The organism is Flavobacterium noncentrifugens (assembly GCF_900100375.1).
GTDB classification, from domain to species: Bacteria; Bacteroidota; Bacteroidia; order Flavobacteriales; family Flavobacteriaceae; genus Flavobacterium; species Flavobacterium noncentrifugens.
Genome location: NZ_FNEZ01000008.1, coordinates 27502 through 50279, shown reverse-complemented (window position 1 = coordinate 50279; position 22778 = coordinate 27502). Strand labels below are relative to the sequence as shown.

17 protein-coding genes are annotated in these 22778 nt (G+C 40.6%); 9 read left to right on the top strand and 8 right to left on the bottom strand.

The window, feature by feature from the left end; all coding sequences use genetic code 11:
• Nucleotides 1–106 precede the first annotated feature (106 nt).
• Nucleotides 107–667 (top strand): fasciclin domain-containing protein, encoded by a 561-nt coding sequence (locus tag BLS32_RS17470; RefSeq protein ID WP_091399138.1) that lies wholly within the window; start codon nt 107–109, stop codon nt 665–667.
• Between the two features lie 55 nt (nt 668–722).
• Here the strand turns inward: BLS32_RS17470 and BLS32_RS17465 are convergent, their stop codons facing one another.
• Complete coding sequence (locus tag BLS32_RS17465) at nt 723–1385, bottom strand: spermidine synthase (RefSeq protein WP_091399202.1); 663 nt, start codon at nt 1383–1385, stop codon at nt 723–725.
• Between the two features lie 58 nt (nt 1386–1443).
• On the opposite strand from BLS32_RS17465, the gene BLS32_RS17460 reads away from it, so the two are divergent.
• From BLS32_RS17460 to BLS32_RS17440, 5 genes are all read left to right on the top strand, one after another.
• Nucleotides 1444–2013, top strand: a complete 570-nt coding sequence (locus BLS32_RS17460) for a 1-acyl-sn-glycerol-3-phosphate acyltransferase (RefSeq protein WP_091399135.1) — start codon at nt 1444–1446, stop codon at nt 2011–2013.
• 187 nt (nt 2014–2200) lie between these two features.
• On the top strand, nt 2201–3355 hold the full coding sequence (locus tag BLS32_RS17455; protein ID WP_091399132.1) for a M14 family metallopeptidase: 1155 nt from the start codon (nt 2201–2203) through the stop codon (nt 3353–3355).
• A gap of 76 nt (nt 3356–3431) precedes the next feature.
• A complete protein-coding gene (locus BLS32_RS17450) occupies nt 3432–3911 on the top strand; it encodes an Lrp/AsnC family transcriptional regulator (protein WP_091399129.1) in 480 nt (159 codons plus the stop codon).
• Between the two features lie 77 nt (nt 3912–3988).
• Nucleotides 3989–6541, top strand: coding sequence for a phosphoenolpyruvate carboxylase (locus BLS32_RS17445; protein WP_091399125.1), 2553 nt, complete (start codon nt 3989–3991; stop codon nt 6539–6541).
• Nucleotides 6542–6544: 3 nt separating this feature from the next.
• Entirely contained in the window at nt 6545–7063 is a 519-nt protein-coding gene (locus BLS32_RS17440; RefSeq protein ID WP_091399122.1) for a DinB family protein, read from the top strand.
• Between the two features lie 157 nt (nt 7064–7220).
• Here BLS32_RS17440 and BLS32_RS17435 read toward each other — a convergent pair whose 3' ends face one another.
• The 5 genes from BLS32_RS17435 to aroB all read right to left on the bottom strand — a co-directional run bounded on the left by BLS32_RS17435 (nt 7221) and on the right by aroB (nt 12150).
• Nucleotides 7221–7709 carry a DNA-deoxyinosine glycosylase gene (locus tag BLS32_RS17435; RefSeq protein ID WP_091399119.1) on the bottom strand — a complete coding sequence of 163 codons (489 nt, stop codon included), beginning with the start codon at nt 7707–7709 and terminating at the stop codon, nt 7221–7223.
• A gap of 180 nt (nt 7710–7889) precedes the next feature.
• On the bottom strand, nt 7890–8321 hold the full coding sequence (locus BLS32_RS17430; protein WP_091399117.1) for a DNA primase: 432 nt from the start codon (nt 8319–8321) through the stop codon (nt 7890–7892).
• A gap of 6 nt (nt 8322–8327) precedes the next feature.
• The gene (locus BLS32_RS17425) at nt 8328–9299 is read right to left on the bottom strand and encodes a deoxyhypusine synthase family protein (protein WP_091399114.1); all 972 of its coding nucleotides are present in this window, start codon (nt 9297–9299) and stop codon (nt 8328–8330) included.
• 92 nt (nt 9300–9391) lie between these two features.
• Entirely contained in the window at nt 9392–10792 is a 1401-nt protein-coding gene (locus BLS32_RS17420) for a type III PLP-dependent enzyme domain-containing protein (RefSeq protein ID WP_091399111.1), read from the bottom strand.
• Between the two features lie 290 nt (nt 10793–11082).
• Nucleotides 11083–12150 carry a 3-dehydroquinate synthase gene (aroB, locus tag BLS32_RS17410; protein ID WP_091399199.1) on the bottom strand — a complete coding sequence of 356 codons (1068 nt, stop codon included), beginning with the start codon at nt 12148–12150 and terminating at the stop codon, nt 11083–11085.
• A gap of 174 nt (nt 12151–12324) precedes the next feature.
• On the opposite strand from aroB, the gene BLS32_RS17405 reads away from it, so the two are divergent.
• The 3 genes from BLS32_RS17405 (at nt 12325) to BLS32_RS17395 (ending at nt 18759) form a co-directional block, all read left to right on the top strand.
• Complete coding sequence (locus tag BLS32_RS17405) at nt 12325–13497, top strand: proline dehydrogenase family protein (RefSeq protein ID WP_091399105.1); 1173 nt, start codon at nt 12325–12327, stop codon at nt 13495–13497.
• A gap of 292 nt (nt 13498–13789) precedes the next feature.
• Nucleotides 13790–14218, top strand: a complete 429-nt coding sequence (locus BLS32_RS17400; protein ID WP_091399103.1) for a hypothetical protein — start codon at nt 13790–13792, stop codon at nt 14216–14218.
• Between the two features lie 5 nt (nt 14219–14223).
• Nucleotides 14224–18759, top strand: a complete 4536-nt coding sequence (locus tag BLS32_RS17395) for an Ig-like domain-containing protein (protein ID WP_091399101.1) — start codon at nt 14224–14226, stop codon at nt 18757–18759.
• A 32-nt stretch (nt 18760–18791) separates the two neighbouring features.
• Here the strand turns inward: BLS32_RS17395 and BLS32_RS17390 are convergent, their stop codons facing one another.
• Together BLS32_RS17390 and BLS32_RS17385 are read right to left on the bottom strand one after the other, a co-directional pair.
• Nucleotides 18792–20582, bottom strand: a complete 1791-nt coding sequence (locus BLS32_RS17390) for an ABC transporter ATP-binding protein (RefSeq protein ID WP_091399098.1) — start codon at nt 20580–20582, stop codon at nt 18792–18794.
• Between the two features lie 79 nt (nt 20583–20661).
• Nucleotides 20662–22623 (bottom strand): tail fiber domain-containing protein, encoded by a 1962-nt coding sequence (locus tag BLS32_RS17385; RefSeq protein WP_091399095.1) that lies wholly within the window; start codon nt 22621–22623, stop codon nt 20662–20664.
• Nucleotides 22624–22778: the final 155 nt, after the last annotated feature.

The following is a 22778-nucleotide window of genomic DNA, read 5'->3' as shown; positions in this document are numbered from 1 at the left end:
GGATGAAATTTGCACAAAACATAAATAAATGTTAAAAACAACGATGCCAAATCCAATTTGAAATTGCGGGCGTAAATGACTTTAATAACTTTAAAAATCAACATTTATGAAAACGCAAAAATTTTTATCAGCTGCATTTTTGACATTTGCACTGGCTTTCGGAACAGCATCATTTGCACAGGAGAAAACGGTAACTGTTGGTGGAGCGCCAATGTATCCATCGAAAAACATCATTGAAAATGCAGTAAATTCTAAAGACCACACGACTTTAGTTGCTGCAGTTAAAGCTGCTGATTTGGTTGAAACCTTATCAGGAAAAGGCCCATTCACCGTTTTTGCCCCAACAAATGAAGCTTTTGCGAAATTGCCAAAAGGAACTGTTGAAACGCTGTTAAAACCTGAAAATAAAAAAATGCTGCAAGGTATTTTAACTTACCACGTCGTCGCTGGAAAAATGAATGCAGCTGACATTGCAAAAGCGATCAAAGCCGGAAATGGTAAAACCGAATTGACGACCGTACAAGGCGGAAAATTATGGGCGATGATGGACGGGAAAAAATTGGTTCTAACCGATGAAAAAGGAATGAAATCTACAGTCACAATTGCAGATGTAAACCAGTCAAATGGTGTAATTCATGTTGTTGATGCGGTATTAATGCACAAATAAGAACCAGATTCATTAATTGTTTTGTTAGTTGAAAAGCCTGCGTTTGCAGGCTTTTTTATGTTTTTTGAATGACAAGCAATTCATTGTGTGCTTCAAGGCGCGGGATTTTCTCGACTTTAAACTGGCTTGAATCAAATTCTGAAATGTATTTTTCATTCCGTAAATTATGACTCTCGGTTAAAGTCATGGTATTGAAAAGCAGAAATCCTTTGTCATTTAATAGCATTCCCAGTCGGTTGGCAAAGAATTTTTCAAACAGGAAGTTCGGCATGGTCGTGTCCTGAAATATGTCGATAATAATAAGGTCGTATTTTTCTTTTGTTTTCAGCACAAATTCAAATGCGTCGTCAATCACGATCTGAAGGTTTGGGATTTGATCCAGGTGAAAATATTTATTCGCCATCGCAATGATTTCCGGATCAATTTCCACACCAGTGATCCTGCCGGAATATTTGATTTCGTTTGCCAATGTTTTAATGACACTCCCGCCGGCAACGCCTAAAACGAGGATATTTTCCATTTTGAAAACGTTCTGGAATCCGATGTGCGTGAGCCCAATCCTCAAAATCCGCTGCAAACTTCCATACGAATAATTGGTGTTTTTGGAGTCCAGGACAAGCTCACCGTTATTCCACGTAATTTCGAGGTTTTTGCTTAACGCAGATTTTTTCTCGTAAATCAATATCGGAACAAAATAACTCAGCCATTTTTTAAACATTGCCTTTTTTTTATAAAAATAAGAGAATAACATTATTTTTGGCCAAAATATTCCTGAAATGAAGAAACGAATTTATGAATGGCTGTTTTTCAGGATCATGGGCTGGACCATTTCTGGCACATTCGATCCTGGAATCAAAAAATCGGTCATTATGGTCATGCCGCATACGAGTTGGCAGGATTTCTTTATCGGCCTTTTTTCACGCGGCATTATCGGCGTTGGGATGCATTGGGTAGGAAAGAAAGAGCTTTTTCGTTTTCCATTCGGATGGTATTTCAGATGGATGGGCGGGGCACCTTTAGACCGAAGTGGCGGATTGAACAAGGTTGATTCTATTGCAGAAATTTTCAAAAACCGCGAAGTTTTCCGGATGGCAATCGCTCCCGAAGGCACACGAAAAAAAGTCGATCACCTCAAAACCGGATTTTATTACATCGCTTTAAAAGCCAATGTTCCGATCATTCCGGTGGCTTTCGATTATCGGAAAAAAGAAGTAAAAGTGGCTCTGGAATTTTATCCGACAGGAAATATCGAAGCAGATTTTAAAATTTTATTATCCCATTTTGAAGGCATTACAGGTAAAATTTCACAAAATGGATATTGTACACAAAAAATATTAGATATTTAAAAACCAAAATCAATCTTCCATCGTAAATTAGGGTACAATAAATATCTTGTTAAAGATAATTTTTGTGTTTGTTTTATTGGTTCTGAAGCCTTCGGTCATTATGGTCGGAGGTTTCATTTTTTAGGGCTATTCTGATTGATGAAGATTTTGCTGCAAATGGTTACTTTTGCATATCAAATTTATCATTATGGATTTCGAATCAATCTCCACTGCCTATAAAGTTCCCGAGCTTCACGGAAGATACATCACGTTAGATCACATCGCGCCATTGCTTCAAAAATGGAATCAAAACAGCGAATTAAGCACCATTGGGCAATCTGTTGAAAATCGACCGATCTATCAATTTCAAACCGGAACCGGAAAAACGCGCATTTTACTATGGTCGCAAATGCACGGAAATGAAAGCACGACAACCAAAGCATTATTTGATTTCCTGAATTTCCTGCAAAGTAAAACTGAAATCGCAACCAATCTATTAAAGGATTTTACATTCTGCTGCCTTCCGATGGTGAATCCTGATGGTGCTAAATTGTACACCCGCGAGAATGCCGCGAAAGTCGATTTAAACCGCGATGCCAACCTTTTAACACAACCTGAAAGTAAAGCGTTGCGTTTAGCATTTGATCGATTTAAACCGCATTACTGCTACAATTTGCATGATCAGCGTACAATTTATGGCGCGGGAATATCGGGCAAACCGGCAACAGTTTCTTTTTTAGCGCCGTCGTATAATGATGCACGCGAAATCAATACACATCGTGCTAAAGCAATTGACATTATTGCTGCCATGAATATCGAACTTCAAAAAATTATTCCGGGTCAGGTTGGGCGTTTTGACGATTCATTCAATATTAATTGCATTGGAGACACTTTTCAATCCTTAAATGTGCCAACCGTTTTATTTGAAGCAGGGCATTTTCCAAATGATTATGAACGCGAAGAAACCAGGAAATTAATATTTATTGCATTATTGTCAGGTTTTGAATTGATTAACGAAAACGTTGTAGTTAGCAATGGATTGGATGAATATTTGAATATTCCTCAAAATAAGATCAATTTTTATGACTTAGTTTATAAAAATGTCAAAATTAGTTATGATTGTAACAAAATAATCACGAATTTTGCCGCTCAATATACCGAGGAATTAGTTGAGGAAACCGTTCAATTTTGTGCAAATATTGTTCAAATTGATAATTTAGATAAATTTTTCGGACATGTTGAATTTGACGCAGAAGGAGCCGAATTTCAAAGTAAAAATGTTAATTTTCCTGAAATCGGGCAAAAAGCAGATTTTAATTTCAGTAATAATGTTAAAGTTGTTAATGGAATTGTAAAAAATTAACGATTTCGTTTTATAATCGGATAATTTGTGTTTCTTTTGCTTAATCGATAAAACATTACACAATAAATAAACAATTATGAGCAAGTTTCGTTTAGATGAAGTAGATCACCAGATTTTAGATATGTTGATTGATAATACCAGAGTTCCTTTTACAGATATCGCAAAAAAATTGCTGATTTCAGCCGGAACGGTACACGTAAGGGTTAAAAAAATGGAAGATGCAGGGATCATTATGGGTTCTTCACTGACTTTAGACTATGAAAAACTAGGCTATTCTTTTATTGCTTATGTAGGTGTATTTTTGAACAACACTTCACAAACCAAATTTGTATTGGAGCGCATCAACGAAATCCCGTTCGTAACTGTTGCACATGTAACAACAGGGAAATTCAATATCTTTTGTAAAATCCGTGCGAAAGACACCAAACACGCAAAAGACGTGATTTTTATGATCGACGATATCGACGGTGTTTACAGAACAGAAACTATGATTTCATTGGAAGAAAGTATCAACGACAAAAAACGCCTGATGCACACGATCTTCAAAAATATGTAATCAAAAAGCATAAATTAATCAAAACCCCAAGTGAAAGCTTGGGGTTTTTTTATTAATTTAATCCAAAATTATTTTTAATGTATACACTTCCTAAAATAGAGCGATTCAACCAGAATGTGCTTTCCAAATACCAGGTTTACAACAGTGTTTTTATTACTTTGCCTTTCGATTCTATTGACAATACCGGCGTTTTGCTTCCATTGTTTTCTGAAGTCTGCGAAAAAGGTTTTAAAAATGAGGAAACACCCGAGCAGATCGTGAATTTCTTTTCAGAGAAATATCTTGACAACGCTACAGAAGAACAAAAGATCGACATCATGTTCCGTTTCATCCAATACATCGAAAGGCAGATCGTGCTTTTTGACGCCATTGAAGATGCTGCTTTTCCAGTGATCAACAACCTCGAAGGACGCGGTTCGCTTCGTGACGTAAAAGAAAATGCCGACGCCAAAGACATGAAGGAAGAACTGATCGAATTTCTCGAAAGCTTTAAAGTCCGCACCGTTTTAACTGCACATCCAACGCAATTTTATCCGGGGTCTGTTCTCGGAATCATTACTGATTTAACCAATGCCATCCGCGAAGACGATCTTGTAAAAATCAAGGAGCTGCTTTCCCAACTTGGCAAAACACCGTTCATCCAAAAAGAAAAACCCACGCCGTTTGACGAAGCGGTCAGCCTGACCTGGTATCTCGAAAACGTGTTTTACCAAACCATGGGAGAAATGGTGCAATACATCCAGAAAAATATTTTTTACGGAAAAAATATCGACAATTCAATCTTAAATTTGGGCTTCTGGCCAGGTGGCGATCGCGACGGAAATCCGTTTGTGACCAATGAAGTGTCGTTGAAAGTAGCAGATAGATTGCGTTCATCTGTATTAAAATGCTATTACAAAGACATCCGGAACCTCAAAAGAAAACTAACCTTTTCTAATGTTGACAATTTAATTACCGAATTGGAAGACAAAATTTACCGTTCTGTTTTTTATTCCAAAGGCGATATTTTTATTACTGTTGATGAAATGAAATCGACACTGAACCAAGTAAAAAAAATCATCATAGAACAGCATCAATCGCTGTATTTAGACGATTTGAATTGCCTGATCAACAAACTGAACATGTTCGGATTTCATTTTGCATCGCTAGACATCCGGCAGAATAGTAAAATCCATAAAACCGTTTTCGAACAGGTTTTCCCAAAATTCTATTTTGATTTGGATGACAAGCAGAAACTCAAAGCCGCTTCTGAAATGAAAGGCAACATTAGCCCAAATGATTTTGAAGATGACATGACAAAGTCGACGTTGGAATCGGTACAAACCATGAAAACCATTCAGGAAAAAAACGGCGAATCAGGTTCAAACCGATACATTATCAGCAACAATGAAAGCGCTTTGGATGTCATGGAAACACTAGCCATGTTCAGATTATCAGGCTGGGAAAACCCGACTGTCGACATTGTGCCGTTATTCGAAATTATCGAAGACCTGCAAAAAGCCGATTTGGTCATGGAGGAATTGTATACGAACGATGCTTACATGCAGCACCTCAAAAACCGCGGAAACCGCCAAACGGTCATGCTTGGATTTTCTGACGGAACCAAAGACGGCGGTTATTTAATGGCAAACTGGAGCATTTACAAAGCCAAAGAAAAGATCACGGCGATGTCCAGAAAATATGGCGTCAGTGTCATTTTCTTTGACGGACGCGGCGGCCCACCGGCTCGTGGAGGCGGAAAAACACATAAATTTTATGCTTCATTAGGCAAGAATATCGAAAATACAGCGATCCAGATTACCGTTCAGGGACAAACGATCAGTTCGAATTTCGGGACATTGGATTCCTGTCGTTACAATATCGAGAATTTGCTGAGTGCCGGAATTACAAATGGGCTTTTTAGTGAACAGAAAAATTTATTATCCGATGAAGAAAAATTGATTCTTGACGAACTGGCAAATCTCGGATATAAAAAGTATACCGATTTTAAAAACCACCCAAAGTTCATTCCGTACCTCGAGAAAATGAGTACGCTGAAATACTATTCGAAAACCAATATCGGAAGCCGTCCTGCAAAACGCGGAAAATCGGATCAGTTGGATTTTGCAGATCTGCGCGCGATTCCGTTTGTAGGTTCGTGGAGCCAGCTGAAGCAAAATGTTCCGGGGTTTTTTGGTGTTGGCTCAGCCTTAAAACATTTTGAAGAAACCGGCAACTGGGAAAAAGTACAGCATTTATACGACACGTCGCTGTTCTTTAAAACGTTGCTTGAAAACAGTATGATGTCATTGGCGAAATGTTTCTTTCCGCTGACTTCTTACATGAAAGACGATCCTGAATTTGGGGCATTCTGGCAAATCATCTACAATGAATTCCTGGAAACCAAACGAATGCTTTTAAAAATTGCCGGACATGAAACGCTGATGGAAAATTATCCTGACGGAAAAGCGTCGATTGACACACGAGAGAAAATCGTGATTCCGTTATTGGCGATCCAGCAATATGCGCTGCAGCGGATTCAGGAATTGAACGCTTCCGAAAATCCGGATGAAAATCAGGTCAAAATCTATGAAAAAATTGTAACACGATCGTTGTTTGGAAATACCAACGCGGCGAGAAATTCTGCTTAAATTATGAAAATCAAAGACGTTTTAAATACTGAATACGCGCCGCATTATGCAACTTACATTTCGCAGGTCAGCGACGAATACAATTTAACCGAAGAGCTGGAAATTTCAGTTCACCGATTTATTAAATTTGTGCAGGACATTCCGATGGACAAACACGAATTCCGTTATGCGGAAGGCAAGTGGACAATCAAACAGATCATCCAGCACCTAATGGATGCGGAGCGGATTTTCGCGTATCGCGCCTTGCGTTTTGCTAGAAAAGACCAAACGCCCTTGTCGCCTTTTGAAGAAAATGATTATGCCGAAATTGCTCCGGCAGATCAAAGATCGATCATGTCGTTGTTGACAGAATATTCTGCCATCAGGCATTCAAATATTTTAATGTTTAAGGCTTTTTCGGATGAAGAATTGCTGCGCGTTGGTGTGACATCCGGGAAAGAAATGTCTGTTCGGGCTTTGGGTTTTGTAATTGTTGGGCATCAGAACCACCATCAGCGGGTTTTTGAGGAAAGGTATTTGTAGTTTTAAAGTTGCAAGGCTAAAAGTTACAGAGTTTTGGAAGTTGTTTTGAAAATTGCTCATTGTAGTTAGCCCCGATGGAAGTGGCATCCTTTTGAGGAACGAAAAAGATACAGCGGACAGCGGGACAAAAATTTCTTTTAAAAACAACTCTCGTGCTTCAAATAATTATAAAAATTAAAGCTTCACGCCAAGCTTCCAATTTTTTATCAAACGAAACCGTATTAGCCGGACTTGTTGATGGCATGACGTAATATTTAATTCCTTCAATATGCCTGAATTTACGGTCGAAATATTTGTAGCTTTCTTTGCCGTTGAATAAAATCGTTTTTATTTTCGGATGTTGTTTTAGCAGGTTTTCGATGTCATTTTCTGTGTGGTTTTTGATGTGGATGTCCAAACTTCCTTTGCGCTCACAATTCGCTAAAACGTCCCAAAGCCCAATTTTGTTGTCTTGCAGCAATTTTACTTTTTCTGAAAAAATAACTGAAACAGGAAGTTCTGCAAATAAAGTGTATATGATTTTCCAGAACTGGTTTTGCGGATACGCGTAATATTCCTGTTTTTCCAGTGACATCGCGCCGGGCATTGTTCCGAGGATTAAAATTTCAGTTTGATCGTTTATAATAGGAGGAAAGGAGGCAATCATTGATTTAAGATTTTTGATTTACGATTTTTGGATTTACGATTTTATGCTCCTGAATTGAAAATTTTATGTAGATTGAAAAGTTTCATTTACACAAACCAATCATTTCTAATTTACTGATTTTCTACTTGCCCAATTGATTCAAATAAAAAAAAGGAACCGATTAAAGTTCCTTTTGTTTTTTTATCTGTCGTCTTCGTCATCTTCGTCTTCGTCATTGTTGTCTGAAGGTTCGTCGAAATCATCGTCGTCGTCGTCATCGTCTCCGTCACTTTCTGATCCACCCGGATCTTTGGTTACATCCACTTCTTCTTCGTCATCATCTACTGCATCTTCGTCATCAAGGTCGATTCCTTTGATCGCATCGATTGGTTCCACCACGTCGTCAAGATCTTCGTCGTCGTCGAAGTTTTCTAATCTGCTGGCGAGTTTGGTGCTGACTTTCACCAGGTAAATCGTATCTTCCGTACGCACTTCAACGGCTTCGATCAATTCGTTTTGTGCGTTTCTAAACCGGATAATATTGGAATCATCATATCCGTCAGGAAATCGTTCGACCAAAAGGTTCAGGATTTCATTGGTCAGTTTTGAATAATCAACAATAATTCTTTTCATATCTTATTATAAATCTAGTAGGTAAGCAAAAATTAGTGGCGCAACGATCGTCGCATCCGATTCGATCACAAATTTTGGGGTATTGATGTCGAGTTTTCCCCAGGTAATTTTCTCGTTCGGAACTGCGCCCGAATAAGAACCATAACTGGTTGTTGAGTCTGAAATCTGGCAGAAATAACTCCAGAACGGCACATCGTGCATTTCCATATCCTGGTATAACATTGGCACGACACAAATTGGAAAATCTCCCGCAATTCCACCGCCAATCTGGAAGAAACCAACACCATTGCTGCTGTTTTTCGAATACCAATCCGCAAGGAAAGTCATGTATTCAATTCCGGATTTCATGGTTGATGCTTTCAATTCGCCTTTGATGACATAAGAAGCGAAAATGTTCCCCATTGTACTGTCTTCCCAGCCTGGAACGATGATTGGCAGGTTTTTTTCTGCTGCAGCATACATCCAGCTGTCTTTGAGGTCAATTTCGTAATATTCTTCCAAAACGCCTGAAAGCAGCATTTTGTACATGAATTCATGTGGTAAAAATCGTTCACCTTTGTCATCAGCATCTTTCCAGATTTTGTAAATGTGCTTTTGCAAACGACGGAATGCTTCGTGTTCCGGAATACAGGTATCGGTGACACGATTTAATCCGCGTTCCAATAAATCCCATTCCTGCTGCGGCGTTAAGTCGCGGTAATTTGGCACGCGCTCATAATGTGAATGTGCCACAAGGTTCATAATATCTTCCTCAAGGTTTGCACCTGTACAAGAAATAATCTGCACTTTGTCCTGGCGGATCATTTCTGCGAAAATTTTTCCAATTTCAGCCGTACTCATTGCACCGGCTAAAGTCACCATCATTTTGGCACCGTTTTGTAGTTGCTGCTCGTAGGCTTTTGCCGCGTCAACAACAGTCGCAGAATTGAAATGCAGGTAGTACTTTTCAATAAACTGGCTAATTGGTCCTTTGCTCATTTTTTTAGTTGTCTTGTTTTATTCCGCTACGCTCCATACTCCCGACTTTTCGGAACGGCTGCGCCTCGGGTTTATTAATATTCAAAAATAATTTATTTTTTGGTGTAACCTAATATTTTTAGCACATCTTCTGAAGTTTGTTGTTCAGAAAAGACTTCTGTAGCCAAAATCCCATTTTCATCACGGTCGATCAGAATGTGCTTCGGTTGCGGGATCAAACAGTGGTGCAATCCGCCATAACCGCCAATCGTTTCCTGATAAGCTCCAGTATTGAAAAACCCAATGTACAAAGGTTTTTCCTTGTTGTATTTCGGCAGGTAAATCGCATTCATGTTCTGCTCAGAGTTGTAATAATCGTCGCTGTCGCAAGTCATTCCGCCAAGTAAAACGCGTTCGTACTGATCGTTCCAACGGTTGATCGCCAACATAATAAAACGCTTGTTAATCGCCCAGGTATCAGGCAAAGTAGTAATGAAAGACGAATCGATCATGTTCCATTTTTCCCTGTCATTTTGCTGTTTTTGGTACAAAACCTGGTAAATCGCGCCGCCGCTTTCGCCAACGGTAAACGATCCAAATTCTGTAAAAATGTTTGGCGTATCGACTTCTGCTTCTTCACACGCAATCTTAATCTGGTTCAGGATCTCGTCGATCATGTATTGGTAGTCGTATTCAAAAGCCAGGGAGTTTTTAATCGGGAAACCACCGCCAATATTGAGTCCGTCAAGCGTTGGGCATTCTTTCTTCAAAGCAATATACACTTTGATACATTTGACCAATTCGTTCCAATAATATGAAGTATCGTTGATTCCGGTGTTGATAAAAAAGTGCAGCATTTTGAGTTCGAGATTCGGGTTTTCCTGAATCTGTTTTTTGTAAAAGCTGACGATGTTTTTGTATCCGATTCCGAGCCTTGAAGTATAAAATTCAAATTTCGGTTCTTCTTCTGCGGCAATCCGGATTCCGATTTTGAATTTTCCTTTGATTTCTGCCTGAAGCAAATCGAGTTCTTCAAAATTGTCAATGATCGGAATGGCGTTTTTGTGTCCGTTGTTGATCAGGCGCGCAATATTTGTAATGTACTGGTCGCGTTTAAATCCGTTGCAAATCACGTAAGTGCTTTTATTGATCTTGCCGTTTTCAAGCAAATTTTCAACAATGTTAATATCAAAAGCCGAAGACGTTTCAATATGAATGTTATTCTTGAAAGCCTCATTCATAATATATTCAAAATGAGAGCTTTTCGTGCAGTAGCAATAGTAATACTTGCCTTCGTATTTGTTCTTTTCCATTGCCTTCCGAAACCAGTTTTTAGCCCGGTTGATGTTATTCGTAATGGCAGGCAAATACGTGAACTTTAGTGGTGTTCCATATTCTTCAACCAGTTTCATCAGGTCGATATTGTGGAACTGTAAGTTGTCTTTGTTAAGCGTAAATTCTTCCTGTGGAAAGTAAAAAGTCTGGTTGATCAGGTCGAAATATTTTGTATTCATTTATTTGGAATTGTTTGAGATTAGAAAAATTTGGATGAAATTGATCTAATGTTCAAACCCGGATATTCGCATAAATGATCGGAAGCTTCTCGTGAAAGTTACTGGAATGGGGAAGAACCTCAAAATCCAAAATCCCTTTTACAGCAAAAATACGCTTCAATAACCTAAAGAACGATTGATTGGTTTTGCTTCCGCTAAAAGCGTATGTATTGCTATTTTGATTTTTTCTCATTGAAGGCAAATGTAAAAAATTTTATATGCGAATTGCAATGCTTTTTATTAAAAATATATTAAGATTTGTAATCTTTGAAAGCATTTTCAATCAATTCATTTTCAACCGTTTGATTGATTTTGATGTTTCCGATGCCGTCAAGCAGTACAAATTGGATGCTTCCATATTCATTTTTCTTGTCATGGATGAGCAAATCGAGAATCGGCGAGAGGTCGTTTTCCTCAAAAATAATGTCGTCGAATATGTTTTTGATGCCGCTTTTGATTTGAAAATACTCATCAGATGAAATCAGGTTTTTGGCCATCGAAACATGTGCTTCGAGGATCATTCCGGCAGCAATCGCTTCGCCATGCAGCAAAGTCGTTTTGGTTTCACTTTCGAGGAAATAACCTTCGATCGCATGCCCAAGCGTGTGCCCGAAATTCAATGCTTTGCGGATGCCGTTTTCGGTCGGATCTTTCAAAACGATGTTATTTTTGATTTCGATAGATTTTAAGATCAGATCGTCAAAATCGGCAAAATCAATCAAATTCAAATCCAGGAATTTTTCCCAGTACTTTTTATCGTAAATCAATCCGTGTTTCAGCATTTCAGCCAATCCGGAACGCATTTCATTCTGCGGAAGCGTTTCTAAATATGACGTATCGATCAAAACAATTTTCGGAACATTAATCACTCCAATCTGGTTTTTTAAATGGCCTAAATCAACGCCGTTTTTTCCGCCAACCGAAGCATCAACCATTGCGAGTAAAGTCGTTGGAACATTAATAAAATCAATGCCGCGCTTGAATGTTGAAGCGACAAATCCGCCAAGATCCGTAACAACGCCGCCGCCAACATTAATGATTAAACTTTTTCTATCGGCGCCAAGCTCTGTCAGCACTTTCCAGATTTCTACGCAGGTTTCGATATTTTTCGAACTTTCACCCGAATCAAATTCGACGATTTCAATGGTAGTTTCGGTTGCTAAATTTGACAAGAAGTTCGGAAGGCAAAATTCATTCGAATGGGTATCGACAATGATAAAAATAGACGAATATTTATTGGAAGCCAGGTATTCGTTCAGCGCAGCATACGCCAATTCGTTACAGTATATAGGATAGCCATTTGCCTGGATAAAACTCATTAAAATCTTTTTTTGTGAAATTGATGGTGCAAAATAAGTCATTAATAAATTGTCGTGCCACGAAATGCGGAATTTTTTTCTGATAAAATTCGCAAAAAACCGAACTAATATTTTTTAAAATAGGCTAATTCCTGGCCAACTAACTTTTATATTTGCATAATCATTAAAAACGATATGGAAAAAATATTTGACAACACACAAGTGGCATTCTCTTTAAAAAGCGATACCGAACTCGACCGCGCTTATTTTTTGTTTAAACTGATCGACAGCCAGCCATTGGTTCGTATTGGAACGGCTGTAACGAATTTTGCGATCAAAGCGCATTTGCCGGTTGAAGGCCTGATTCGCGCGACGGTTTTTGATCATTTTTGCGGTGGTGTTAATGAAAACGATTGCTTGAGTGTTGTGGATAAAATGTTTACCAAAGGCGTTTCGTCAGTGCTTGATTATTCCGTTGAAGGTAAAGAAGAAGAGGAACAGTTTGATGCGGCTTTGGAGATGACTCTGAAAACCATTGAGTTTGCCAAAGAGCGAAATGCAATCCCATTTGCCGTGTTCAAACCAACAGGTTTCGGGCGTTTTTATCTGTATGAAAAACTTGGTGAAAACCAAAAATTGACTCCGGATGAGCAGTTAGAGTGGAATCGGGTAGTGGAACGTTTCGATATCGTATGCAAAGCCGCACATGATGCCGATGTTGCTTTACTCATTGACGGTGAGGAAAGCTGGATGCAGGATGCCGCCGATGACCTGGTTGCCGAAATGATGGTAAAATACAATAAAGAGAAACCGATCGTTTTCAATACGCTTCAAATGTACCGCCACGATCGTTTGAATTATTTGAAAAAACTTCACGAACAGGCAAAATCTCAAAGTTTTTACATCGGGATGAAACTGGTTCGCGGCGCTTATATGGAAAAAGAAATCAAGCGCGCTGAGGAAAAAGGTTATCCATCACCGATTTGCCATTCGAAAGAAGCGACCGATGAGAATTATGATACAGCGGTGCATTATATGATTGAACATTTAGAGCAGATGTCGATTTTTGCAGGAACGCACAATGAATGGAGTTCTTATAAATTAATGGATTTTATGAACGAACGCGGGATTTCTAAAAGCGACCACCGGATTTGGTTCGGACAATTGTATGGCATGAGCGATAACATCAGTTACAATTTGGCTGCACATGGGTACAATGTGGCGAAATATTTGCCTTTTGGGCCGGTTCGCGATGTGATGCCGTACCTGATTCGCCGCGCTGAAGAAAACACTTCGGTAGCTGGGCAAACCAGCCGCGAATTGACACTGATCAAGACCGAAAGAACCCGCAGGAAAGGAAAAAAATAATATTTTAAGCCTTATTTCTATAAAAATTGACGCCTGTTGTTTGAAACCGACAGGCTTTTTTGTGTTTTTTACCGATTTTTTGATGCTATATATCAGTTTTTCAGTCATTTGGTAACAGAAACTTAACCAATATGTTAAAAGCTATTAGAAAAGTTTTTATATTGCACCACATTTATAACCCAAATTATGGAGCAAACCTACTTCAATTGTGATGAGAATCGACTCAAATTCTTATCCTTCATCTTCAGATGATATTTTTCTCCCCGAATTTATATCCAAAACCTACTTTATTATGAAAAACCCCTTTCTTAATACCGTTGCGTTATTGTCGCTGTTTTTGTTGTTTTCTTTTACGACAATAAATTTTCAGAAACAACCACTTTATAGCAAACAAAAAATAGAGCAATACATCAATGAAGTTTTTGCAGATCAGGCTGATGCGCTGGTTTTCAAATCTTCTTCAAAAAGATTGCCTTTGATCACTGATTTTTTCAATCGGATCTCTATCCAAAATTTACCTGAGCACCGCGGCAAAAAATTTAAGTTGCTTTCCTCGCTTGAATTGCAGGACAAATACAATTCAAATCTGAAAAGAGATAAAAATTTCGATCCTGACAATTTCAATGCCCTGAAATACCAGTTCGACATGGTTTGCAAAAACAAGCTTGTTTACAGGGTTGACAACACCGATTACCTCATATCTATTGAACCCCTAAAATAGATCTTATGAAAAAAATCCTACTTTTTTTACTGCTGTTTGCTGCTGTCGGGCATGCCCAGGTTTACAACATGCAAAATGGTACTTTTACAGTGACCACTGGTATGTTCTATGATTCTAATGGGCCTACGCAAAATTATTTTGCAAATGAAGATTATACGATCACTTTTTGCCCGGCAATACCCGGAACTTATGTAACCCTGGATTTTAGCGCGTATAGTACCGATGCCTTTCCACGGGATGTGTTTACCATTTACGAAGGTGACGGTACTGATGGTGAAATAATAGGAGTATACGGTGCCGTTTCGCCCATGTCGTGTTTGGGAGGCGTCATTAGATCGAGTGACCCGAACGGTTGTTTGACCGTTAGCTTTCAAAGTGACAATTCAGGCCAATTTTTAGGCTGGGCAGCAGCCATTTCACTTTCTACGACACCAGGAATTAATGAAGCCCTGCCTTTAAATTCTTTTTGTGAAAGCGGTACGAAATTTTGTGCCGATACTTCAGTGCCATTTCCAAATGTGACTTCAAATGATTGCGTCCCGAATTCATCAGGAACCATTACAGGAAGTACTTGTTTGCTCGAAGCGCCAAATCCGGTTTGGCATACCATAAAAATTGCAGATGACGGCCCATTACAATTGGTCATCAAACAATCAAGCGGGCCTAACGGAACGGGAACGCAGATCGATGTGGATTTTGCATTGTGGGGACCTTATGCAGATGACGTGGCCGGGTGCGGAAACCTTGTCGGAAATCTCGTCGATTGCAGCTTTTCATTGGCAAGCCAGGAAACCGCCAATATTCCCAATGCACATGCAGGAGAATATTATTTATTATTGGTAACCAATTATGAAGGCGCAACAGGATACATTTCGATGCAGCAAAATGGCGGAACCGGAACTACTGATTGTTCTGTTGTTTGCCCCGAAGCTACCAAAGCAAACCCAACAGTTTGCGGTGCTGCCGACGGTTACATTACACTCACCGGATTTGAAAGAAACAAATTTTACAATATTACTTACCTTCAGGGCAGCACTCCGGTAGCAGTTACTTTACGAAGCAATTATCTTGGTAAAATTGTCATTTCAGGGTTATCTGCGGGTACTTATTCAAATATTCTTACCTCATTTACAGATTGTACGACACCAATCGGCCCGGTTGTTTTAACGGAAACTTTACCGGTTTTGTCAAACCTTACCAGCAACAATTCCACTTGCAGCGGCGGCTCGGCAGTTTATACGCTGACCGGAACACCAAATGCTGTCGTTTCTTATACGATCAATGGTATTTTGCCGGCATTAACAACAACACTCAATGCTTCAGGAACAATTGGCGTCACCCTGCCCAATATTGCTGCGACAACAACATTGCATGCTACCGGAATTACGGCTAGCGCTGCAGCAGTGACTGGCCGTGCATTAAATATTTCCGGGGGAGAAAATCCGCTCAATGCGATTGGTGTCATTGCTGCTGCCGGTATGACTGCAACCGTTGTCAATTCGGCTTCCATGAATGGTACCAATGCCATTATGGTGGTTTCTTTGCAGCATCAAGTTCCGGCCGGAACTGCGATCACAATCAGCCTTGCAAGAAATATCAACACCTGCCAGCTCAGCATCACCGACGGAACTGCTACACAAATATTCAACTCTGGAACGATAGGTGTTTTACAACGGATTATTTTTACTACTGCTGTTGCAACAAATAAACTGACTATTGCAAGAATCGCAGGGTCGGCCTGGATTGATGGTTTCCAATATTCCTATCTGCCAACGCCGTGCAACGCTGTTGTAAATCTGTCAGCAGTAGTGACGATCAGCGCCGCGATTACAGCACCAATTGTAACAACTCCGGTGATCTATTGCCGCGATGAAACGCCTTCGCAATTGCAGGCAACGCCTTTAACCGGCGCAACACTCAATTGGTATGGAACCAATGCTACTGGTGGAACAGCATCTGCCACAGCGCCAACTCCAGTAACTTCTACACCCGGAAACTTTACTTATTATGTGTCACAAACTTTAGGTGGCTGCGAAAGTCTAAGATCTGCAATTGTAGTTCAGGTGAATATTGCTGCGATTGCGCCAACAGTTCCGACAGTACCATTTGTATATTGCAAGAACGAAACGGCCTCCGCACTTACAGCGACGCCATTATCCGGAGCGGTGCTTCATTGGTATGGAACAAACGCGACTGGCGGAACCGAAATCCCGGCACCAATGCCTTCTACAGCGACAGTGGGAACTTTTAGGTATTATGTTTCCCAAAGCATTTCGGGTTGTGAAAGCTTGAGGGTTTTTATTACAGTTGTTGTTAATGAAATTCCGGTAACGCCAAATGTTACTTCTCCGGTAAGATATTGTGAAGGCGCTGTGTCTCTGCCATTGAATGCAGTGCCGTTGGCTGGAGCGACTCTAAACTGGTATGGAAACAATGCTACAGGAGGAACGGCTTCCGCTATTGTTCCAACACCGCAAACCGCAATAACAGGAACTACAGATTTTTATGTTTCACAAACTATAAACGGCTGTGAAAGCCCGCGTGCTTTGATTCGCGTTCTTGTAGGCTTGCCAATATTACCGCCTGTACCGGTTACACCTGTAACGTATTGCCTCGGAGCAACAGCATCAGCATTGTCAGCGAACGCTTTACCGGGAGCTTCCTTAAATTGGTACGGAACGGCTGCCACTGGTGGTACTGATACGGATGTAGCCACGATTCCGCTAACGACAACAGCCGGGCGCCTTACGTATTATGTTTCACAAACTGTAAGCGGCTGCGAAAGCGATCGCGTTGCCATTGTAGTAGATGTTTTGCCTGCTACTGCTGTCCCAGCCGTTACAGCGACATTTAGCTATTGCCAAAATGAACCAACCAATATATTATCTGCAATACCATCGCCTGGGGCCACGCTCAATTGGTACGGAACAAATGCGACTGGCGGAACAGCATCTGCAACAGCACCAAATCCGTTGTCGGTTACAGCGGGTGTTAGAAATTATTATGTGTCGCAAACGCTTGATGGTTGTGAAAGCAGCCGTGTGGCAATTGTTGTGACGATAAAACCAATGCCTTTAGCACCATCGGTTTTGTCAATTGTGTATTGCCAAGGCTCAGTAACAGCCGCATTGACAGCTACTGCAAGTGCAGGTGGAACATTAAACTGGTACGGAACCAATGCAACAAACGGAACCAGTTCGATAAATTCGCCAACGCCATCGGCAGCAAATTCTGGAATTACAAATTATTATGTGTCACAAACTGTAAATGGCTGCGAAAGCCCGCGTGTTGCAATCCCTGTTGAAGTTATTCAAAAACCATTGGCACCAACAGTGACGACTCCGGTAATTTATTGCAGCGGCGAAACAGCAACGGCTTTAACGGCCAACACTACTGCTGGAGCAACCTTAAATTGGTACACTACCAACAATCCGGCTGAACTGCCATTGGCAAATGCACCAACGCCATTAACTGCTGTAGCAGGAAACACCACTTTTTATGTATCTCAAACGTTGAATGGTTGTGAAAGTTTAAGAACGCCAATGACCATTATGGTACGGGCTTCTGCTTTGCCTACAGTATCGCCTGTGGTGTATTGTCAATATGAAATGGCTTCGGTTTTAACAGCGATTGCAGCGTCTGGAGGCACGTTAAATTGGTACGCCAATCAAACTGGAGGTGCTGCATTGCCAGGCGCGCCATTGCCTTTGACCGAAGTTGCAGGAGATCAGGTTTTTTATGTTTCCCAAACCATTGCTGGTTGTGAAAGTGTACGTGCCAGAATTGTAGTTTCGGTAAAACCGTTGCCTGTAGTAAGCCTTACAGATGGCGTTATCTGCATCAGGCAATCTGTAAATCAGGTAGAAAGAAGCTATGTTTTAAATGCAGGTCTCGACAATGCGAATTATGATTTTGAATGGACTTTAAATGATGAAATCTTACCCGGCGAAACCAGAAATACGCATACTGCCGTCAAAGCCGGAAGGTATGCAGTTGTCGCGAGAAATAAAGCAACAGGCTGCTTATCTGAACCTGCAACTGCAGTTGTAACCAGTTCATTCATTGGTGAATCGATTACAATAAATGGAAATACGGCTTTCGTTGAAGGTCAAGACATTACGATTTTGGTGGTTGGCGACGGAATTTATGAATACCAGCTTGATTACGGCCCTTTCCAGGCTTCAAATGTATTCCCGAATGTTGGTTCAGGTGCGCATACCATTAAAATCAGGGATGAAAGCGGTTGTACCGATTTGAGCGAACCGTTTTCGATTATCGGATACCTGAAATTCTTTACGCCAAACGGCGACGGCTACAATGATATCTGGACCATTCCGGGATTGGAATCTGATCCGACGGCGATGCTAAAAATCTTCGACCGTTACGGAAAACTAATGAAGATCATCAACCTCCAGAATAAAGACTGGGACGGAACTTATGATGGAAAACTACTGCCGGCAGACGATTATTGGTTCGTCATGGAATACACAGAGAACAATGTGAAAAAGAAATTCCAGTCGCACTTTTCATTAAAAAGATAAATAAAAGCCACTCAGTTTAAAGCGGCTTTTTTTTAGGAGTTGGAAAACTGAAGGCTGCTCAGGTTTTTATAGAGTCCGTTTTCGATTTCCAAAAGTTCATTATGCGTTCCTTCTTCGATGATCGTTCCTTTGTCAAGCACCAGGATTTTATCTGCTTTGCGAATGGTAGAAAGCCTGTGTGCAATGATAATGCTGGTTCGTCCTTCCATTAAAATCTCAAGTGCTTCCTGAACGAGTTTTTCGCTTTCGCTGTCGAGTGAAGAAGTGGCCTCGTCCAGAATCAATATCGCCGGATTTTTAAGCAATGCGCGTGCAATTGCGATCCTTTGGCGTTGTCCGCCCGATAATTTAATGCCGCGTTCGCCTACGAGCGTTTCAAATTTTTCAGGAAATCCGTTGATGAAATTCAGTGCGTTGGCTTGTTTGGCGGCGAGGAATATTTCTTCTTCAGTCGCATCGGGTTTTCCATAAGCGATGTTTTCACGAATGCTTCCGCCAAATAAGATCACGTCCTGCGGAACGATGCTCATGTTGCCGCGAAGGTCTTCCAATTCATAATCGAAGATGTTTTTTCCGTCAATTAATATTTCACCCGAATCAATATCGTAAAATCGCAACAACAACGAAGAAATCGTCGATTTTCCTGCACCGCTTGGGCCAACGAGCGCAACCTTTTGCCCGAATCCTGCAGAAAAGCTCACATTATCGAGTACCTGTATTTCTTTCCTTGACGGATAACTGAAAGCAACGTTTTTAAATTCGACTTCGCCTTTCAATTTTTGAGTTTGCTGTTTTTGGATGCTATTGATGTTTTCCGGCTGTTCATCGAGCAATTCGAAAACACGTTCCGTAGCGCCGATTGCTTTCTGGATCTGGGCATACAATTCGGCAATCCCGCCAAAAGAAGCACCAACAAATATCGAGTACAATACAAATGAAATCAGTTGCCCGACATCTTTCATATCACCCGAAATAATCAAAGTCACGCCAAACCAAACCACAGCGACTATCGATCCGAAAAGGCACAAAATAATGAACGATGCAAAATAACCGCGGTATTGCCCGCCTTTGATCGCGATTTTTACAATTTCCTTGATCTTGGCCGAATAGCGTGCAATTTCGTACCATTCGTTGGCAAACGCTTTAACATTGCTGATTCCTTGTAAAGTTTCTTCAACAATCACCTGGCTTTCAGCAATCGTATCCTGGGTTTTCTTCGAATATTTCCTGATAAAACGCCCGAAAATGACCGCAGCAACGGCAACTAATGGTACAATCGAAAGCATCATTAAAGTCAGCTTAATGCTAATCACCGCCAGAAAAACTACGCCACCGATGATCAAAATGAATTGTCTTAAAAATTCGGCAATCGTCGTCGTTAAAGTGTCCTGGATTTGTGCAATGTCAGAGCTGAGCCTGCTGTTGAGTTCGCCCACGCGTTTTTGCGAAAAGAACGTCATTGGCAGTTTGATCAGGTTTGAATACAGCGCAAGGCGAATATTTGCAAGGGTATTTTCGGTGAAATTGATGAACAGCGACAATCTGAAAAAAGAGAAAACCGATTGTAAAATCAGGATTCCAACGAGCATCAATGACAAATAATTGGCTTGCACCAGATCTTTATTTTTTGCACAATCGACAAGCAATCCGATGAGCTTTGGAAAGGCGAGCGCTGTGCCGCTGGTCAATAATAAAAAGAGTAAACCGATGTAAAATTTCCAGCGGTGGTTTTTTCCGTAACTGAATAATTGCCATGCTTTTTTTAAGGAATAGGCATTGATTTTTGCCTTAGGTAAGTCATTTTCGATTTTTGGGCGTGCCATTTTTGCAGTAATTTTGAAGCACAAAAATACGCAAAAAACAGCATCGTTATTAGATATGCGTCAAGATGTTTTTTTGCAACTAATCCCGCAAAGCTTTTTGTTCTAAAGCCGCCAACCTTTGCAAAACCGCCTGCTGGGTATAATCATTTTGGTTGACCTGAAGTTTTAGCAATTCAATTTCACGTTGTTGTTTTTCAATAATTTGCTGTTGTTCCTGAACGGCTTTGACCAATGGAACGACGAATTGTGCATAACGCAACCCGTAATAATCAGAATCATTTTTAGGCCTGTCGACACCGCTGAAATCAAAACCTGAATCTATTGCGGCCTGTTCGACTTCCTGTGCGATAAATCCGGTTTGGAGTTCGTTGCGGTTTTCTGAGCTATTTGAATGTTTCCGAAAAGCATTAATTGCCTGCATGTTCAAATGATACGTCACCGGGCGAAGTTTGCCAATGAAAGCCAATCCCGGAACATTTGCCTTAACATCCATCTTAAAACGACCGTCCGATATGTTCGTCCAGTCTGAAAAACCACCAATACTTGTCACATTGGAATCGCCAATCCGAACTTGTTTATTTGCCGTAATGTCGCTATTGGCGCCAATCGCAGTTGAATTTGAAAAGTTGCCGTTGCCTGAAAAAGCATTGTTTCCAATGGCCGTATTGTCATCGCCATTAATATGATATGCCAGCGCGAAATTTCCAATAGCGGTATTTCCGGATGCGGTTTGGTTTTGTCCCAATGCGTAACTTCCCATCGAAACATTATTGTTTCCTGAAGTATTGTCCAAAAGGCTTGAAAATCCAAAAGCGTTATTGTTTGTGCCAAAATCGTTGTTTAAAAGCGCATTTTTTCCAAAAGCCGAATTTTGATTGACATTGTTGTTTTTGAGTGCGCTATTTCCAACGGCTGTATTGTCCTGCCCCAAATTATTCATATAAAGGGCATCTTTTCCAACTGCCGTATTGCGGTTTCCGTTTGCATTTGAATATAAAGCATCTTTACCCACAGCAGTATTTTCAAAACCCTGGGCCTGAAGCATGGCATTTGATCCTACCGCAGTATTGTCGCTCCCGCCATTATTTTGCGACAGCGATTGGTATCCGATTGCGGTATTGTTGCTTCCGTTATTGGTATTTAAAGCGATGTATCCAACAGCAGTATTGTAGTTTCCGAACATATTTTGCTCCAGCGCACGCGAACCGATTGCGGTACTGCCATTTGTGCCGGTTGCTAAATTCATGGCTTTGTAGCCAATGGCCGTATTGTCAAATCCGTTTTGAAGATTTTCAAATGCTTTGCTTCCGACGGCCACATTGCTGTTTCCGGCTGTAAGTTTGCCCAGGACCAGACTTCCGATTGCTACGTTGTCATTTCCATTAACGGTAAGCACCGCCAACGTACGATAACCAACTGATGTATTGTGGTTTGAAGCAAATCCGCTGGCCGCCTGTGACTCATTGCCGATTGCTGTATTGTAGGAACTATCGCCGTAGCTTTGTAACGCATTAGCGCCAATAGCAGTATTCGAAGTTCCGGCATGGTTTGACATCGCGCCAGCTCCGAAAGCGCTGCAGTTGCTGTAAGAGAAAATGGTGTTGTTTAGGCTGTTGTAACCAAAAGCCGTATTGAATTCTGAAATAATTCCGGAACCGATATTGTATCTTTTAAATTTGATATCCATTTGATTCATGCTGCCGATGAAATCCGTCGCAAGCAGATCGGTATTTCCTCCGAGTTTCCAATTGCGCCCACCAACAGGCAGCCAGCTGTTAAAAATATTGTCCCAAAAGTAAAATCCTGGAGGTGATAAACCGAATGTTGTGGTCAGATAAATGAGCATGCCTTGTTGGGAAGCGGTTGGAAACGGGAACGGAAATGAATCAACCCTTGGAATCATTAGTCCATCGGCATTTGTCGGATTCGCAGGATCGTTTGCACGGATGTCAAGTGTTGATAATGGAGTAGTGGTGTTGATGCCAACCTGGGCATTTAATTGGTTGGCAAAAAAAATCAGCAAAAAGCAAAATTTTCTCATGGTACATCATATTGGATGTTAATCATTTTCATATCACAATTTACTAAAAATCAATAGATTAAATAATATTTAGAACTGTTTTTTTGATTTACCCGAAGGATTCGTTTTTAAAAATAAAAAAGCCAGACAATTGCCCGGCTCATTCATTTTAAAAA

Excerpts from the sequence above, each read along its gene's own strand:
- BLS32_RS17470 (WP_091399138.1), top strand. The coding sequence starts at position 107 with ATGAAAACGCAAAAATTTTTATCAGCTGCATTTTTGACATTTGCACTG.
- BLS32_RS17465 (WP_091399202.1), bottom strand. The coding sequence starts at position 1,385 with ATGTTTAAAAAATGGCTGAGTTATTTTGTTCCGATATTGATTTACGAG.
- BLS32_RS17460 (WP_091399135.1), top strand. The coding sequence starts at position 1,444 with ATGAAGAAACGAATTTATGAATGGCTGTTTTTCAGGATCATGGGCTGG.
- BLS32_RS17455 (WP_091399132.1), top strand. The coding sequence starts at position 2,201 with ATGGATTTCGAATCAATCTCCACTGCCTATAAAGTTCCCGAGCTTCAC.
- BLS32_RS17450 (WP_091399129.1), top strand. The coding sequence starts at position 3,432 with ATGAGCAAGTTTCGTTTAGATGAAGTAGATCACCAGATTTTAGATATG.
- BLS32_RS17445 (WP_091399125.1), top strand. The coding sequence starts at position 3,989 with ATGTATACACTTCCTAAAATAGAGCGATTCAACCAGAATGTGCTTTCC.
- BLS32_RS17440 (WP_091399122.1), top strand. The coding sequence starts at position 6,545 with ATGAAAATCAAAGACGTTTTAAATACTGAATACGCGCCGCATTATGCA.
- BLS32_RS17435 (WP_091399119.1), bottom strand. The coding sequence starts at position 7,709 with ATGATTGCCTCCTTTCCTCCTATTATAAACGATCAAACTGAAATTTTA.
- BLS32_RS17430 (WP_091399117.1), bottom strand. The coding sequence starts at position 8,321 with ATGAAAAGAATTATTGTTGATTATTCAAAACTGACCAATGAAATCCTG.
- BLS32_RS17425 (WP_091399114.1), bottom strand. The coding sequence starts at position 9,299 with ATGAGCAAAGGACCAATTAGCCAGTTTATTGAAAAGTACTACCTGCAT.
- BLS32_RS17420 (WP_091399111.1), bottom strand. The coding sequence starts at position 10,792 with ATGAATACAAAATATTTCGACCTGATCAACCAGACTTTTTACTTTCCA.
- aroB (WP_091399199.1), bottom strand. The coding sequence starts at position 12,150 with ATGAGTTTTATCCAGGCAAATGGCTATCCTATATACTGTAACGAATTG.
- BLS32_RS17405 (WP_091399105.1), top strand. The coding sequence starts at position 12,325 with ATGGAAAAAATATTTGACAACACACAAGTGGCATTCTCTTTAAAAAGC.
- BLS32_RS17400 (WP_091399103.1), top strand. The coding sequence starts at position 13,790 with ATGAAAAACCCCTTTCTTAATACCGTTGCGTTATTGTCGCTGTTTTTG.
- BLS32_RS17395 (WP_091399101.1), top strand. The coding sequence starts at position 14,224 with ATGAAAAAAATCCTACTTTTTTTACTGCTGTTTGCTGCTGTCGGGCAT.
- BLS32_RS17390 (WP_091399098.1), bottom strand. The coding sequence starts at position 20,582 with ATGGCACGCCCAAAAATCGAAAATGACTTACCTAAGGCAAAAATCAAT.
- BLS32_RS17385 (WP_091399095.1), bottom strand. The coding sequence starts at position 22,623 with ATGAGAAAATTTTGCTTTTTGCTGATTTTTTTTGCCAACCAATTAAAT.